This is a genomic window from Pseudodesulfovibrio indicus (genome assembly GCF_001563225.1).
Lineage (GTDB): Bacteria > Desulfobacterota > Desulfovibrionia > Desulfovibrionales > Desulfovibrionaceae > Pseudodesulfovibrio > Pseudodesulfovibrio indicus.
The window spans coordinates 459,021-474,580 of the sequence record NZ_CP014206.1; the positions used below are offsets into that span (position 1 = coordinate 459,021).

The 15,560-nt window shown below is 68.0% G+C and carries 8 protein-coding genes and 1 tRNA gene; 6 read left to right on the forward strand and 3 right to left on the reverse strand.

Annotation, left to right across the window (positions count from 1 at the left end):
- Window positions 1-205 precede the first annotated feature (205 nt).
- The 4 genes from AWY79_RS02195 (at window position 206) to AWY79_RS02210 (ending at window position 4,193) form a co-directional block, all read left to right on the forward strand.
- Window positions 206-1,828 carry a glycosyltransferase family 4 protein gene (locus AWY79_RS02195; RefSeq protein ID WP_066799685.1) on the forward strand — a complete coding sequence of 541 codons (1,623 nt, stop codon included), beginning with the start codon at window positions 206-208 and terminating at the stop codon, window positions 1,826-1,828.
- Window positions 1,829-1,863: 35 nt separating this feature from the next.
- Window positions 1,864-2,295, forward strand: coding sequence for a 4Fe-4S binding protein (locus AWY79_RS02200; RefSeq protein ID WP_066799687.1), 432 nt, complete (start codon window positions 1,864-1,866; stop codon window positions 2,293-2,295).
- A complete protein-coding gene (locus tag AWY79_RS02205; RefSeq protein ID WP_066799688.1) occupies window positions 2,288-4,042 on the forward strand; it encodes an aldehyde ferredoxin oxidoreductase N-terminal domain-containing protein in 1,755 nt (584 codons plus the stop codon). Before AWY79_RS02200 ends, AWY79_RS02205 begins: the two co-directional genes overlap by 8 nt.
- A gap of 75 nt (window positions 4,043-4,117) precedes the next feature.
- A tRNA-Phe gene (locus tag AWY79_RS02210) sits at window positions 4,118-4,193 on the forward strand.
- Window positions 4,194-4,357: 164 nt separating this feature from the next.
- Here the strand turns inward: AWY79_RS02210 and AWY79_RS02215 are convergent.
- From AWY79_RS02215 to AWY79_RS02225, 3 genes are all read right to left on the reverse strand, one after another.
- Window positions 4,358-5,827, reverse strand: a complete 1,470-nt coding sequence (locus tag AWY79_RS02215; protein ID WP_066799689.1) for an MFS transporter — start codon at window positions 5,825-5,827, stop codon at window positions 4,358-4,360.
- A gap of 79 nt (window positions 5,828-5,906) precedes the next feature.
- On the reverse strand, window positions 5,907-6,320 hold the full coding sequence (locus AWY79_RS02220) for a bacteriohemerythrin (protein WP_066799690.1): 414 nt from the start codon (window positions 6,318-6,320) through the stop codon (window positions 5,907-5,909).
- Between the two features lie 27 nt (window positions 6,321-6,347).
- Window positions 6,348-8,192: an adenylate/guanylate cyclase domain-containing protein gene (locus AWY79_RS02225; RefSeq protein WP_133987378.1), complete on the reverse strand. Its 1,845-nt coding sequence runs from the start codon at window positions 8,190-8,192 to the stop codon at window positions 6,348-6,350.
- Window positions 8,193-8,475: 283 nt separating this feature from the next.
- Between AWY79_RS02225 and AWY79_RS02230 the strand changes: the two genes are divergently transcribed.
- Together AWY79_RS02230 and AWY79_RS02235 are read left to right on the forward strand one after the other, a co-directional pair.
- Window positions 8,476-14,598 carry a vWA domain-containing protein gene (locus AWY79_RS02230; protein ID WP_066799694.1) on the forward strand — a complete coding sequence of 2,041 codons (6,123 nt, stop codon included), beginning with the start codon at window positions 8,476-8,478 and terminating at the stop codon, window positions 14,596-14,598.
- Window positions 14,599-14,711: 113 nt separating this feature from the next.
- On the forward strand, window positions 14,712-15,500 hold the full coding sequence (locus tag AWY79_RS02235) for a hypothetical protein (protein ID WP_133987376.1): 789 nt from the start codon (window positions 14,712-14,714) through the stop codon (window positions 15,498-15,500).
- Window positions 15,501-15,560: the final 60 nt, after the last annotated feature.

A 15,560-nucleotide genomic window follows, 5' to 3' on the forward strand; every position in this document is an offset into this window, starting at 1 on the left:
TCCGGCCCGCATTGGAGATTGAGCAAGATCGGGGCCAAAGTGAGAACGAGTGCCGCCTGGAACGACGACCCCATCACAACGGACCGATTTTACGATGGATTTTTGGCCCGCCCTGCGGCGGAGCGCCCGTGGACCGGGCAAAGTCTGCCGGTCGGGAAGCCGGCTGCCCATTGACAAACGGGGCGGGAACGGTTTTGACCATGATATGACCAGTGAAAAACGCATCTGGGGGACCCTGGACCCTTTCTACGAAGGCGGCCCGGTCCTGGGCCGGACCGTTGCCAACAGCCGGTTCCTGATCGAGCTGTTGCGGCGCGATCCCTTTGACGAGTATCATTTCTTCCTGCCCGGCAAGTGGGCCGCGGACCCGTTGCGCAAGCACCTGGAGAAGACCGCGCCCGCCCTGCTGGAGCAGAACCGCGTGCGCCTCCTGCGCCGCAGCGACCTGGCCGGCATGCTCGGCCGGGTGTCCTATTACTGTTTCCATCTCTCGGACTGCATCACCTGCCAGCCCTTTGTCTCGCGCATGCGCAACCGGCTGAGCGCGGAGCTGTTCCCCGTCACCGGGCCTATCCACTCCCTGAGCTACGCCCACTTCACCCGGTCGTTCCTCCAGCACCTGTGGCCCGGGACCACCCGGCGCGACGCCATCGTCTGCACTTCCACGGCGGGCCGGCGGGCGGTGGAGGGATTCTTCGACCAGCTGCGCCGGGGGTTCGGGCTGGGCGAGGACACGCACCCCGCGCCGAGGCTTGCGCGCATCCCCCTGGGGGTCAACGTGACGGCCTACCGGCCGTGCGAGCGGTCCGGCGCCCTTCCGGTCAAGATCCTGGCCTTCGGGCGCATCTCCCACCATTCCAAGATGGACCTGGTGCCGCTGATCCGCGCCCTGCACCGGCTGGTGCGGGACGGCATGGACCCCGCCTCGGTGGAGCTGATCCTGGCGGGTTGGGGAGACAAGGACAACCAGACCCTCGAGACCCTGGAGAACCTGGCGGCCAACACCGGCATCCGGCTGACCACGGTGCTCCGGCCCAACGAACCCCGCAAGCACAAGCTCTTCAGCGAAGCGGACATCCTCGTGTCCGTGGCGGACAACCCCCAGGAGACCTTCGGAATCACCCTGGTGGAGGCCGGGGCGTTCGGGCTGCCCGTGGTGGCTTCGGACTACGACGGGTACAAGGACATCGTGGTCCACGGCGAGACCGGCCTGCTGGTGCCGACCATCGGCCCGGCAACCACCCCGGAGATCGACCTGGAGGCCCCGCTGACCTTCGACTCCCACTACCACCTGCGGCTGGCCCAGGCCACGGCGGTGGAAATCCCCGCCCTGGCGGACGCCCTGGGGCGGCTGATCCGCGACCCCGAGCTGCGCCGGACCATGGGCGCGGCGGCCCGCAGGCGGGTGGAGACGGAATTCTCCTGGCCCGGCATCATCGACGCCCATCTGGCCCTGTGGGAAGAATTGTGGCGGGAACCGGCGGACCCCGAGCCCCTGCGCGACGTCCCCCATCCCCTGGCCCCGGAGTACGGCGCGCTGTTCGGCCACTACACCAGCCGGGTCCTGGAGGACGGGACCCTGCTCAAGGCCGGGCGCACGGGCCAGGCCTTCTACCGGAACAAGGATTTTCCCAACCTGTACGAGGGGATCCGCTACGCCATCGACCTGGACGTCGTCCGCAAGCTGGTCTTTTTCGCGCGCAGCGCGGTTGACAGCGCCACCTTGATACGGAAAGTATCGTCCATTGCGCGCCACCTGAATAATACCGAAATCGAAAATCATGTCCTGTGGGCGCTCAAGCAGGATATCCTGGAACGAACGGAGTAATTCCCAACCCGACCAATCCGCCCGGAGGCGTCACGATGAAAGCTCTCAGAGCAGCCCGCATGGAACGATGCATCGGCTGCCATTCCTGTTCACTGGCCTGCGCGAGGCAGGTCCACAAGGTGCTCTCCTGGAACAAGGCGGGCATCCGCATCTCCTCGGCGGGCGGATTGTCCACCGGGTTCGAGGCGCGGGTCTGCCTGGCCTGCCATCCGGCCCCCTGCGCCGAGGCCTGCCCCACCGGCTCCCTCTCCCAGCGCCGGGACGGCGGCGTGATGCAGAAGAAGAAGCTGTGCATCCGCTGCGGCAAATGCGCCGAGGCCTGCCCGGTGGACGCCATCTTCCTGGACCACCAGGTGAACCCCTACGTCTGCATCCACTGCGGCCAGTGCGTGGACTTCTGCCCCCACGACTGTCTGGAGCTGGTCGATCTGCCCGCCAGGGAACGGGAAGGAGGCAGCGATGATTAGGGACTTCTTCCGCGTCATGGTGGTCAACCTGACCACCGGCAAGACCAATATCGAGGACCTGCCCGGACGGGGCGAGGTCCTGGGCGGCACCGGCCTGGCCGCGCACCTGTTCCGCAAGTACGGCCACATCGACCGCGACTGGGACGATCCCGAGCAGCCCCTGATCTTCGCCATCGGGCCGCTGACCGGCTATTTCCCGCTCATGAGCAAGACCTGCTGCGCCTTCCGCTCGCCCTACCACAACCAGTACACCGAGAGCTACGCGGGCGGTAAATCCGCCCTGTCCCTGCGCTTCGCGGACCTCGACGCCCTGGTCATCACCGGCAAGGCCAGGCGGCTGACCGCCCTGTGCGTGGGCTCGCGCCGCATGGAGACCCGCGACGTGGAATACATGCGCGGCTTCGACGCCATCCAGACCGGCCGCGTGCTGCGCAAGATCTTCCCCGGCTCGGGCCGGCGGTCCATCCTGCGCATCGGGCCGGCGGGCGAGAACCTTTCCGCCTACGCCTGCATCAACGTGGACACCTTCCGCCACTTCGGGCGCATGGGCGGCGGCGCGGTCATGGGGTCCAAGAACCTCAAGGCGATCTGCATCCTGGGCGACCGGGGCTTCGACCTGCCCGAGGGCAAGGCGTACCCCAAGCTCTACAAGCACATCTTCCAGCAGCTGACCACCACCGAGATGATGGCCAAGTACCACGGCCTGGGCACCGCGGTGAACATCAACCCGCTCAACGCCCTGCAGAGCCTGCCGTGGAAGAACCTGCAGCAGACCTCGAGCCCCGAGGCGGAGAACATCTCGGGCGAGACCTTTGCGGACGATACCCTGCTGCGCAACGCGGCCTGCGCGGGCTGCCCGGTGGGCTGCATCCACGTGGGGTTCGTGCGCGAGCAGTTCCAGACCAACAACCAGTACCTCTACCGCCAGGTGGGCTACGACTACGAGCCGATCTTCGCCTGCGGCGGCATGCTGGAGGTCACCGAGGCGCCCGAGGTGCTGCGCATCCTCGACGTCATCGAGAAGGAGGGGCTGGACTGCATGTCCACGGGCGTGGCCCTGGCCTGGGCCACCGAGGCGCTGGAGCGCGGGGTGATCTCCGAGAGCGAGACCGTGGTCCCGCTCAAGTGGGGCGACTCCGAAACCTACATGCAGGCCGTGGAGATGCTCGGCCGCCCGGTCAACGACTTCTACAAGCTGCTGGCCCAGGGAACCATGAAGTGCGCCAAGGCATACGGCGGCGAGGACTTCGCCTGCGTGCTCGGCCAGGAGATGGCGGGCTACGCCACGGGCGAGGTCTTCTTCGTGTCCGAGGGGCTGGGCTTCCGCCACTCCCACCTGGACTCCGGCGGCTACGCCTACGACCAGAAGCACGAGGACAAGGACGTGCAGAAGGCCCTGGACTTCCTGATCAAGGACGGCCGCGAGCGCATCGTGCTCAACTGCATGGTGGGCTGCCTGTTCTCGCGCGGGGTGTACAAGGACGAGCTCCTGGCCGAGGCCATGGAGTCGGTGGGTTACGGCGAGCTGAACGGCTCCATCACGGAAATCGGCCACCGGGTCCAGCGCATGCGCTGGCGGCTGCGCCTGGAGATGGGCTACCGCCCGGACAAGGTCGAGATCCCCAAGCGGTACACCGAAATAACCACCTGGAAAGGCCCGCTGGATACGGACTACATGGACGCCCTGCGCCGTGCCTACGCCGCGCGCATCCTCGAAATGGGCGCGCCCGAAGAGGCCGACTCCTGAAATATCGTCACCTGATTGAAAAAAGGGGTTGCCAACCGCCGACCATTTCGGTAAACCCCAACTTCTCGACCGGTTGCTCGGGTAGCTCAGTCGGTAGAGCAGGGGACTGAAAATCCCCGTGTCGGCAGTTCAATTCTGTCCCCGAGCACCACTTGATAGCAAAGGCTCACAGACCTCAGGGTTTGTGAGCCTTTTTCTGTTGTGTTGGTCGGTCCCCGGGTCGTTTCGGCGTACCCAAGGGAGCGGCGGTCAGGCGTCTTGCGGCCGACTTTACTCCGGAATGGGCGAATCCGGGCGCGCCGGAGCGACCGTCGGTTACGGGCCGTAGTCGATGGAGTCCAGATCCACGCCGGTGGTCTCGATGCGCATGAACCAGGTGATGGCGGCACCCAGGAGGGAGGTGCCGACCAGAGCCAGGAGGATGGCGCGGGTGCCCAGCCCGGCCAGCAGGACCGGGAAGAGGAAGGCCGTGGCCGCGGCACCGACCTTGGCCGCCGAGGCGGCGATGCCCGCGCCCAGGCCGCGCACGCGGGTGGGGAAGACCTCGCCCGCGATGAGGTAGGTCATGGCGTTGGGGCCGAGGTTGGTCATGAAGCTGAAGAGCATGAACCCGGCGAACAGGGCCAGGGTCTCGCCCGATCCGTCCAGGGTCAGGGACAGGGCGGCCAGCCCGAGCCCTGCGGCGCAGCCGATGAACCCGACCACCTGGAGCCGGATGCGGCCCACACGGTCCACCAGCAGGACCGCGGCCACGATGCCCACCAGGAGCAGGACGTCGATGAGCGCCGCGCCCTTGGCGGCCAGCATGTCGCCGTGGATCAGGTCCGCCAGGTTGCGGACGTACTTGGGTTGCGCCCCGACCACCGAGGCCAGGATGGTGGGCGTGAAGATGCCGATGCCGTAGGTCCCGAGGTCCTGCAGGAACCAGGGGACCGAGGCCAGGACCAGGGGGCGCAGGTAGCGGCGGCTGAACAGCCGGTCCCCCCCGTCGCCTCCCTCTCCCGCCGTCTGGTCGGGCCTGCGCAGCCGGACCCTGGACGGATAGGGCGGCCTGCGGCGCAGCAGCCGGGCGGTCTCGCGCTCGGCCTCGCCCAGCCTACCGCGCGCGGCCAGCCACGGCGCGGAGTCGGTGACCGTGAACCGCGCCAGGACCACCAGCAGGGCCGGGATCACGGCCGAGCCGTACATCCAGCGCCAGGCCGGGAGGTCCGGGGTGTTGGCCAGGATGACGAATCCCACGCCCGTGCCGACCAGCGCCCCCACGGCCTGGAACCCGAAGGCGGCCAGCACCAGCCGCCCCCGGCTCGCGCTGGGGATGGATTCGGAAATAACCATGTGCGCCGTGGGATAGTCGCACCCCAGGGAGAGGCCCATGACGAAGAGCACGGCCAGCAGGTACTGGTAGTTGGGGCTGACCACGAGCAAAGCCAGGCTCAGGGTAAACAGGGCCATCTCCGCGATGAACATGGCCTTGCGCCCGAACCGGTCGGCCAGCCCGCCCAGGGCCGTGGCCCCGATGAGGATGCCGAACAGGGGCATGGCCGAGACCGCGCCCTTTTCCATGGCCCCCAGGTTGAACTCGCGGACGATGAGCGGCAGGGCCACGCCGGTCATGAAGACCACCAACCCCTCGAAGAACTTGCCCGCCGAGGCCAGGGCCCAGATGCGCCACTGCATGGGGGTCATGGGCGCGCCCGAGGCGGGGGTGCCGTCCGCCCAGGCCGGGATCTCGTCGATGTATTCCTGAACCGTCCTGGCCTGGTGAACGTCGCGGGCTGGGGCCATGTCCTCTCCTGGATGAATGGGAAACGCAATGGACCATTGTTTCCCTGAAATGGGTTCGCCCGTCAAGGCGGCCCGGCGGTCATCCTATGGTGATGCCCTTCTCTCGGATGAAGTCGCCGAACTCCATGTCCAGCCCGGTGGTGTGGTCCATGAGCCAGCCGTGGAGGAAATCGAGAATCTCGAAGGTCACGGTCGCGCTGCCTTCGCGCAGCTTGGCCTGGAGGTCCAGGGCCTGGGCCGTAAGCCGGTCGTGCTCCTCCTTGTGGACCTTCAGCCCCTCGTACCCGTACTTCCCGAAGTACTCCTCCTCGGTGTTGAAGTGGTAGACGGTGTAGTCGATGAGCTCGTCCAGGATGGAAAAGACGGCGGACTGCTCCAGCCCTTCCACCACGGATTCGTGGAGCCGGTTGAGGATGTCGAACAGCTTTTGGTGCTGTTCGTCCACCACCGGGACGCCGATGCAGTTTTTCTTGGACCACTGGATGAAGGCCATGGTTCCCCCTTTTGCTTCCGGATTGTCCTACAGGGTGCTTATGCCGGTCCAGCCGTCGCCCGGCGGGACCCGCTTCATGGTGTTGCAGCGTTTGATGTAGATAGGCGGGATGGTGTCCTCGGGACAGGCCTCGGCGCACAGGGAGAACAGCTCAAGCGCCGCGTCGAAGTCGCCCTGCGCATAGAGCGTCATGGCCCGCTCGAACCGCTCCAGGGTGGCGTTCTTGCATTCGGCCAGCCCGTCGCCGTCCGCGTCGTACGACTCGTAGATGCGCACCGGCCTGTCCTTGCCCTTGACCCGGACCGTGTCGATGTGCCGCAGCCGGAATTGCGACGGGTCCGCCAGCTGGTCGTACAGGGAGTCCGAGAGGATGATCGCCACCTGGAATATCTTGGTGGCCGACTCCAGCCGCGCGGCCAGGTTCACGGCGTCGCCGATGGCCGTGGTCTGCATCCTCCGCATGGTCCCCACGGACCCCAGCGTGACCTCGCCCCGGTGCAGGCCGACCCCGGTGAGGATCTCCGGCCTGCCCGCCTCGCGCTGTTTCCGGTTGAACTTGTCGATGCGCCCGCGCATGGCGATGGCCGCGCGCAGGGCGTCCTCGGCCGATCCGGTGAACAGGGCCATGACCGCGTCGCCGATGAACTTGTCGATGAACCCGTGGCGGGCCGTGATGGCCGTGTCGATGCTCGAAAAGTAGTCGTTCAGCAGCTCGAACACCTGGGCCGGAGCCAGATGCTCGGAGAGCTTGGTGTAGGAGCGGATGTCGCTGAAGAGGATGGTCATCTCCCGCTGCACGCTGCTCGACAGGTCCACGTCGCTCAGGTGCTCCTTGCCCAGCAGGGCCAGGAACTCGCTCGGCACGAACCGCTCCCTGGAGACGTGCTGGGCCAGGAGCCGGTCTCGGCCCAGCCGGTTCTGCTCGGACAGCAGCGACAGGACCAGCGACCCGGCGACGAGGAACGCGGCCAGGGGGAGGAAGAAAAGCATCAGGTTCCAGGCCAGCCTGGTCTTGGCGGCCCCGAGCTCGGCGGGCGGAATCCGGGCCACGACCCGCCAGCGCTCGTCGCCCTGGCCGGTGCCGGGCATGAATGCCCGGTCCACCACATGCACGGGGTCCACCGTGGCGTAGGCGTAAATCCCGGACCCGGACCGGAAGGAGCCGCGATCCCCGCGGGACAGGGCCGCCCACTCCGTTGCGTGGGCCTGCCGGTACAGAGGCGTGCCCGGGGCGAACGCATCCAGTCGGCGGCCGTTGCCGTCCAGGACCATGGCCCGGACGCGGCCCGAGTCTCCCTGCCCGTCCGCGAGCCGGTGCAGCAGCCGCTCCACCGGGCAGCAGAGGATCAGGATGTTGACCGGCTCGCCGTCCTCGTTGCCGAGGGAAACGGCGAACTTGACCACCGGATCGCCCTGCTCCCCGGTGCCGATGTGGATGTTGCCGGGCCACAGCTTGGCCATGTCCGCGGCGCAATCGGAGACCGCGCCGGTCCCGTCGGATTCGCCGGTCACCCGCACCGCGCCCCCGGGCTGCCGTTCCAGGCAGAAGAGCCTGGCCCCGGTCCCGGTCAGGTAGCAGAGGCGGTCGAACCCCGCCTTGTGGCTCAGAAACCAGCGGCACAGCTCCAGGCTGGATGCCCCGGACGGATCTTCAATATTCCGGGAAGAAGCCAGCGAGGCCAGGAGGCGCATGTCCATGACCGCTTCGAGGACGCCGCCGGTCAGGGTCGATTCCAGCCCCTCGACGCTGGTCCCGACCTCATCGGCGAGCCCCTTCTCGATGCGCGAAACGCCCGTGAAATAGAAATACGCGCCGGCCAGGGCGACGACCAGCACGAAGGGCAGGCCCAGCTTCAAGCCTCCTTTCAGCACTTTGACGGTAATCCTGCCTTGAACCATGCGCCCCCCTTTCAAAGACGTTGGCGAACGCCACCGCTTTCCAACCATACAACCATGGAAGAAAATCCGGGCACGAGTCAATGGAGCGATAAAATTTATAATAGATTAAAGTTAGATGAGAATAATTACTGCACTCATCATCCTAAGGAAAACGCTCGGCCATATACGGAATCGATATGCCTTCGTCACATGTTTGCCGGAAAAGACCTGAGGGGCTATAGAAACGGCAGTATAACCTTTTGCCAAAGAGGTCCCCATGTCCCGCAACGCCGTCCGACCGTGTCCTTCCCCCACCATGTCGCCGTGCGTCCTCCTGGCCGTCGCCGTCCTGGCCTTCCTTTCGGTCCCGGCCTTGGCGGACGGTCCGGTCTTCGATCCCCTGGCCGGGCGGGAACCGTCCTCCTTCTCCGAGAATACGGAGACCGAGGTGGCCATCCCGGCGGGCGGCGGCGTGCGGACCCGCGAAATCCAGGGCGACACCTGGTACTATACCGGCTCCCTGGACGAGACCCCGGCCCTGGTCGAGGCACTGAAAACGTTCGCCGGGTCGGGCGGGGTCGAGACCCTGCGCTTCGACGAAACGGGCGCGCTCCTGCGCCGGGACGCGGGCGACGGCACCGTCTGGTGGTGCCGGGCGCGGTTCGACAACGGCATGGACCTGGCCGTGATCCGAACCCTGCGCATGGACCCCGGCAAGCCGTTGGCCTTCGCCATGGGCGGCGACGGCCGCAGCGAGGTCCGCTTCTTCATGGACAACCCAGGCGGCAGATACCGCACCCTGAGCGTGAACCTGCCGTCCGGCGAGTTCACCCTGGAGGCCGAGGAGGTCATCCGCGCCGGGGCGTACCGCCGCGAGCTCCGGTCCAAGTGGGAGATGGACGCGGGCCGGTCCACGCGGTTCGCCGTCGACGCCCTGCCCCAGGAGGCCGGGATCTGCCTGTTCACCCTGTCCACCAACGCGGACACCGAAGCGACCGAGGTCACCCTGACCCTGAACGAGCACCCCTACCCCGTGCCCAAGGTGGAGATGGGCGAGAAGCTCGGCGCCCTGCGCATCCGCAACGTGCCCTACGGGCTGGCCCGCATCCGGACCGACAGCCGGTACGGCATGGTCCGCGCCCTGCACCCGGAGTTCCCGGACGGCACCGGGTTCGAGAACGGGGACGTGACCCCCGAGGGCGACGCCTATTTCCTGATGCCCGCCGGGCTGTGGCAGGTGGAGGTCCTGCCCACCTCCCTGAAGACCGCCAACGCGGTGCGCGCCCGGTTCGTGCCGGTCCACGCGGGCCGGGAGACCGTGCTGGAGTGGCCCCTGGCCATGACCTCGGTGTTCGGCTCCGAGGGCGGCAACGGGCTGGTCCTGAACTCGGTGCAGCCCAGGGGCGACACCGTGGCCGCGACCTTTTCCCTGTACGGGCCGGACGCCGAGGGCATGGTCCCCACCCCGGAGACCCTGGCGGTGAAGGAGGGCGGCGGCGCGGCCAAGGTCCTGTCGGTCAGGCGGACCAAGGTCCCGCTCGACATCGTCCTGCTGGTGGACTCCTCCGGGTCCATGAAGGGCCAGATGCACAACGCCCTTGCCGCCACGCGGACGTTCATCGAGGGGCTGCCCGGGGACGCGCGCGTCACCCTGGTGGACTTCGACACCAAAGCCAAGGTTCTGCCCGGCGGGGACAAGGCGGCGGCCCTCAAGGGGCTGGCGACCATCAAGGCCAACGGGGCCACCTGCCTGAACGACGCGGTCATCCTCGGGCTCCAAAAGCTGGCCGGGGCGGACCGGCCCGCCCTGCTGCTCTTCACCGACGGGTTCGACGCCAACCACAACGACACCGGCCCCGGCTCCCAGGCCACCAAGGACGAGGTCCTGGAAGCGGTCAACGCGGGCGGGGTGCCGGTCTTCACCATCGGCTTCGGCAAGGGTCACGACGTGAACACCCTGGACCGCCTGGCCTCCCTGTCGGGCGGGCGCTACTACCCGGCCAGCGACCCCGAGGCTTTGAGCAAGGCGTTCGCCGTGATCAACGCCAACATCGCCAACACCTTCACCGCCGAATACAAGCGGCCCGCCGGGGGACGGCCGTCCGACGTGCCGGTGGTGACCTGCATGGTGGACGTGTCCGGGTCCATGAACATGACCCCGGACTACGACGGCTGCGATTACCGCATCGACAAGGTCAAGGCGATCCTGCACGACTTTTTCACGGCCCTGCCGGACGAGATCCTGACCCAGGGCATGACCTTTTCGGACGAGAACTTCATCGACCAGGTGACCACCGCCAACATGGGCGAGATGATGGCCGCCATGAACGACATGTACGCGGACGGCGGCACCGACATCGCCGGGGCCGTGGCGGCCGCGCTGGAGACCCAGCGGGCCATCCCCTCCACCCGGCGCTATCTGCTGTTCGTCACCGACGCGGCCCTGGCCGTGGAGGGGGACGACCGGGTCCGCTTCGAGACCACCCTGGCCAAGCTGCGGGACGAGGGCGTGTCCTGCCTGTGGGTCGGCATCGGCGGCCTGGACGACGCGCCCTTCCGCCGGGCCGCCGAGCTCTCGGGCGGGGCCTTCGTCATGACCGAGGACCCGGACCGGCTGGCCGAAACGTTCGCCGAGATGGCCGCCGAGATCCGCAAGCCCGTGGAACGGTCCGGCGACGTCCGGACCATGATCGAGCTGACCGTGCGCCACCGCGAACCGAGCGGGCGCAACCTGACCTTTGCCGGGGCGGACCAGGCCCCGCTGCCGCCGGTCAAGGCGGACGGGGCCATCGAGGTCCCGGCCTCGGTGACGCACACCGCGGCCAAGCTCAAGGAGCGGTACGACCCGGACGTCTCGGCCCTGCTGACCGGCGACTCCATGCCCGTGCGCGACGCCCGGATCACCAAGCGCATTCCCATCCGCGTCACGGGCGGAAACCGGGCGGCCCGATTCACGGTGGAGTCCGCCTGGTTCCTGAACCGCATCCGGGGCTTGAACGCGCCGGACCGCTACCGGTTCCTGGCCCTGGCCGTGGACGTGGAGAACGTCCTGCCCAAGCAGAAGGTGGTGGTCTACCCGGACGGGGCCAACCATCCGGCGGCCTGGGTGGGCAACGACAAGGCCACCAGGGGCACGGTCGTGGAGAGGGTCCCGACCTACCTCATCCCGGACCTCAAGCGGCACCTGTTCCTGCGCTGGAACAACGAGGTCATGACCCCGGTCTCCCCGGCCACCTGGCTGGCCCAGACCCCGCTCATGCTCCCGGAGGAGTCCGCCGTGGCCGTGGAGCCGGGCCAAAAAGTCCGGGGCACGGCCATCTTCCTGGTGCCCGACGGGAACATGCGCCAGCTCTCCCTGCACTACTACGACACCAACTACGGCCACGCCGAGATTCCCCTGGTGGGGGCCATGCCCACGGGCGCGGACCGGTTGAGCGAGCTGCCCGCCAAGCCCCCGGCCAGGCTCTCGGACGCCTTTTCCCTGGCCGTGCGCGAGGTCCGCGACGCGGAGCGCGCCGGGTCCGTGGACGCGGGGGACGGGTGCGTGTTCCGCATCGTGGAGGCGGACTTCGTGTCCAACGTCCAGGCCCTGCTCGACGTCAAGCCCGCCGAGCGGTTCTCCCTGCGGCTGCGGACCGGGGAGGGCGAACTGCCCGTGCGGCTGCACGAGGCCACCGCCCTCCTGCCCATGGGGTTCTACACCCCGACCCTGCTCTCGCCGGGATCGGGCAACCGCGTGCGCTTCGCCTTCCGCGTACCCCGGGCCATGGCCGACGAGGCCGGACTGGGCGAGCTGGTGGCCGACGTCAAGGGCGGCGGCGTGGTCATCCCCCTGGACGACCGCGCGGCCAAGGCCCCCACGGTCAAGGTCCCCGGCGACGCCCTCAAGGGAGACGGGGTGCGCCTGACCGTGAACCGGGTGGCCGCCCTGCCCGAGCGCGGCAACGTGTACGTGGCCGACCTGACCCTGTTCGACGATCGGGACGGCCGGGCCACCCAGCTGGCGGGCGGGTTCATCCTCAAGCGCAAGGGATTCGAGCCCGGACCGGGGTTCGAGCCGCCGCCGCTGGACTGGACCAGGAGCAAGGGGTTGGCCGGATTCGCCTCGGGCAACGCCATCGTTCCCGCCGGGACCATGACCCCGGCCCCGGAGACCGAGGACCTGATCTTCGGCATCACCGACCAGACCGTGATCCCGGACGGCGGCAGCCTGCGCGGGCTGATCCTCTTCAGCCTGCCCCACGACGACAACGATCCCGCCCGGTGGGAGCTGACCTCGCCGCTGTTCCCGGACCTCAAGCGGGAGATCGAGTCCGATCACTATGACGGGGAACGGCTGCTGGTCCGGCGGCTCGACGTGGAGCTGCCCTTCGGCGGCTCGGCCATGGAGGAGTTCAACCTGGCCGTGGCCGAGCTGGCCCGCGAGCGCGCGGCCCGGCGGTACGAAAAGCCCGGCCACGTGGCCCCCAGGCAGACGGACCTCGACGGCGGTGCGCCCCCGGCCCGGAACGTGCCCGTGCCCGAGATCACCGACCCGGCCACGGCGTCCTTTGCCGAGCTCAAGACCCTGGCCGAGCTGAAGAAGCGCCTTGGGACCGTGCGCTGCCTGCCCGCCGACCTGGGCGGGTGGAACCACCTCTTCGCGCCCGAGGCCGTGCTGGTCCAGAACTGGGGCTCCCAGGCCGATTTCGCGCGCATGGCCGAGCTGATCTTGGCCCGCCAGGGCGTGCGCGCCCGGCGCGTGACCGTGGACCTGACCGACAAGGGACGCGCGCGGCTGGCCGAGCTGGCCCGGCTGGAGCGGACCGACGTCTATTCCCTGCCCGCGCTGGAGTACCGGGACGAACCGGGCAACCTGCACGTCCTGGTCTGCCCGTTCATGGAGGACGCGAGCCGGCTGCCGGGGCTGATCCGCCGGGTGAACGCGGACGAGGCCTCGCCCGATCCCATGACCGCTTCGGTCTCGGTCTTCCTGCTGGCCAGGCCGGTGCAGGCGGGCCGGGCCAGGGCCGGACGCGAGCTGTCCGACGCCCTGTCCGGCGAGTCGGACGCGGGCGCGCCCGAGGAGATCCACCTGCTCACGGCCAACCCCTCGCTGCCCGAGCTGTCGCGCGGGGCCGCGGACCTCGGCTACACCGTGGCCGGGTACGGCAACGGCCCGGTGATCAAGGCGGTCTTCGACGGCGAGGGCGGCCGGGTCGTCGGCAGCGACGGGATCGACACCGGCGACTACGAGATCGTGGGCGAGCGGCTGCGCATCACCCTGAACAGCAAGACCCTGGTCGTGGACCGGGACGTGGCCGAGGGCGAGTCCGTCACCGACCGCTACCACTGCCTGGGGCTCAACCTGCCGGACATGGACATGGACGCGGCCCGCGCCCTGGACAAGACCCTCAAGGAAGTCCACGGCAAGGCGGACGCGCCGGACAACCTGTCCGCCCTTCGCTGGTACGGGCGCAACCTGATCTACCGCTTCGTCTGCGCCCAGAGCGAGTACGAGCGCGACCTGGCCCGGACGCTGGCGCTCACCGTGGGCCGCGCCACCGAGCCGCGCTGCATCGTGGCCACGGTCTCGCGGACCGGCCCGGAGGGGAAGGTGCGCACCTCCCTGGACCTGCGCCGGGCGGCCAACCAGGTGCAGCCCGCGCCGGGTACCAGGCCCGAGGCCGTGCGCGGCTTCAACATCATGACCGGGCTGTTCGCCTCCCAACTGGAGGCCAAGGTCCTGCCCGAGGGCGGCATGGGGTTCTACCAGCTGCTCCCCCATTACCCGGAGGGCACGAACTTCCTGTGGCTGACCCCGGACGCGCGGTACGCCATGGGCGAGGAGCTGCAAAAGGCGGTGCCGGAGCGGGTCTTCAGGCTGCTCTCCGAGAGCCGGGCCGTGGTCCTGTTCCCGGACCGCCCGGCCGATGTCGGCGGGCGGCCGCGCTGGGCGTGGCTGGAGGTGGACCCGGACAGCTACCGGACCATCGCGGTCCTGGACACCGGCGAGCGCGGCGGCATGGTGGAGCGCGTCTTCAGCGACCTGTGGAAGCAGGGGCTGGACTACGTCACCGGCGGGCTGGTGGGCATCTCGTCCTCCATCTGGTCGGTGTCCGCCTTCTCCCTGGTCCTCGACGACTACAAGGAGATCATGAAGGAGGCAAGGAAGTTCGCCCTGGGGCTGGCCGACAACTTCTCGGCCTCGGTCAAGGTGGGCGACTTCGAGTTCAAGGGCAAGGTGGGCTCCCCGGCCATCGAGACCGGCTACACCGGAACCGGGGCCGGAGCCGTGGGCGCGGCCAAGTCGGCCAAGGGCTGGTACGACAAGATCAAGGAACCGAAGATCGACCTCGGCGGCTTCGAGGGCGGTTTCAAGGACGGGGTGAATTTCTATTTTTCGCGGGCCGGAGGATAGATATGCATTCCTGCATTGAAACAATTCTCTATTTGTGATTAACGTTTTCCCAAGCGGCGTGGGGCCGCGCGGGGCGGTTGAACAACATCGGGGGAACCGTGAGGAGTATGATGATGCGTAGATTCCTGTTTTTTCTCTGTCTTGCCCTGGCCCTGCCGCTGAGCGCGCAAGCGGCCTCGGATATCATCGCCACGTACAAATACAGCGACGGCACCATGGTCACCCTGTGCACCAGGGACAGCCAGCACGTCCGCATGGACACCTCGCCCACCGCCTACACCCTGCTCTCCGGGAAAAAGGTGTATTCGGTGAACTGCGACTCCGGCCAGTGCCAGGTCTATGACCTGGGGGCCATGAGCAGCTCCATGGGGTCCGGCTTCACCTCCATGTTCGGCGGCGGTTCCGAACCGGAATACGAGGTCGAGTACAAGAAGACGGGCCGCACCGAGACCCTGGCCGGGTACAAGGGTACGGTCTACGAGGCGATCATCAAGGAGGACGGCAAGGTGGTCAACCGCGAGGAGATGGTCCTGTCCACCCACTCCAACATCAAGAAGATCACCGAGGCCTGGATGGCCATGGCCGAAGCCATGACCCAGACCATGGGCCGGTCCTTCCAGGACGCCCTGGACGAGGCGGAAAAGAAGGGGTTCGGCGGCGTCCTGCGCTACGGCAACGAGATGCGGCTGACCAAGCTCACGGTCAAGAACCTCGACCTCGCCTACTACGCCCTGCCCTCCAACGCGCAGCAGGCCCAGATGCCCCACCCCCCGCAGCAGCAGGGCAACAGCGACATGGGGCTGGGCAACGACGCCAAGGAGATCGGGTACGACGCCAAGGAAGCCACCAAGGACGAGATCAAGGGCGGCATCCGCGACGCCATCAGCGACCTGTTCAACTAACCGCCCGCCGAAACCTCAATGAACACGGCCCGCGAGTCTCCACCCGCGGGCCTTTTTCCG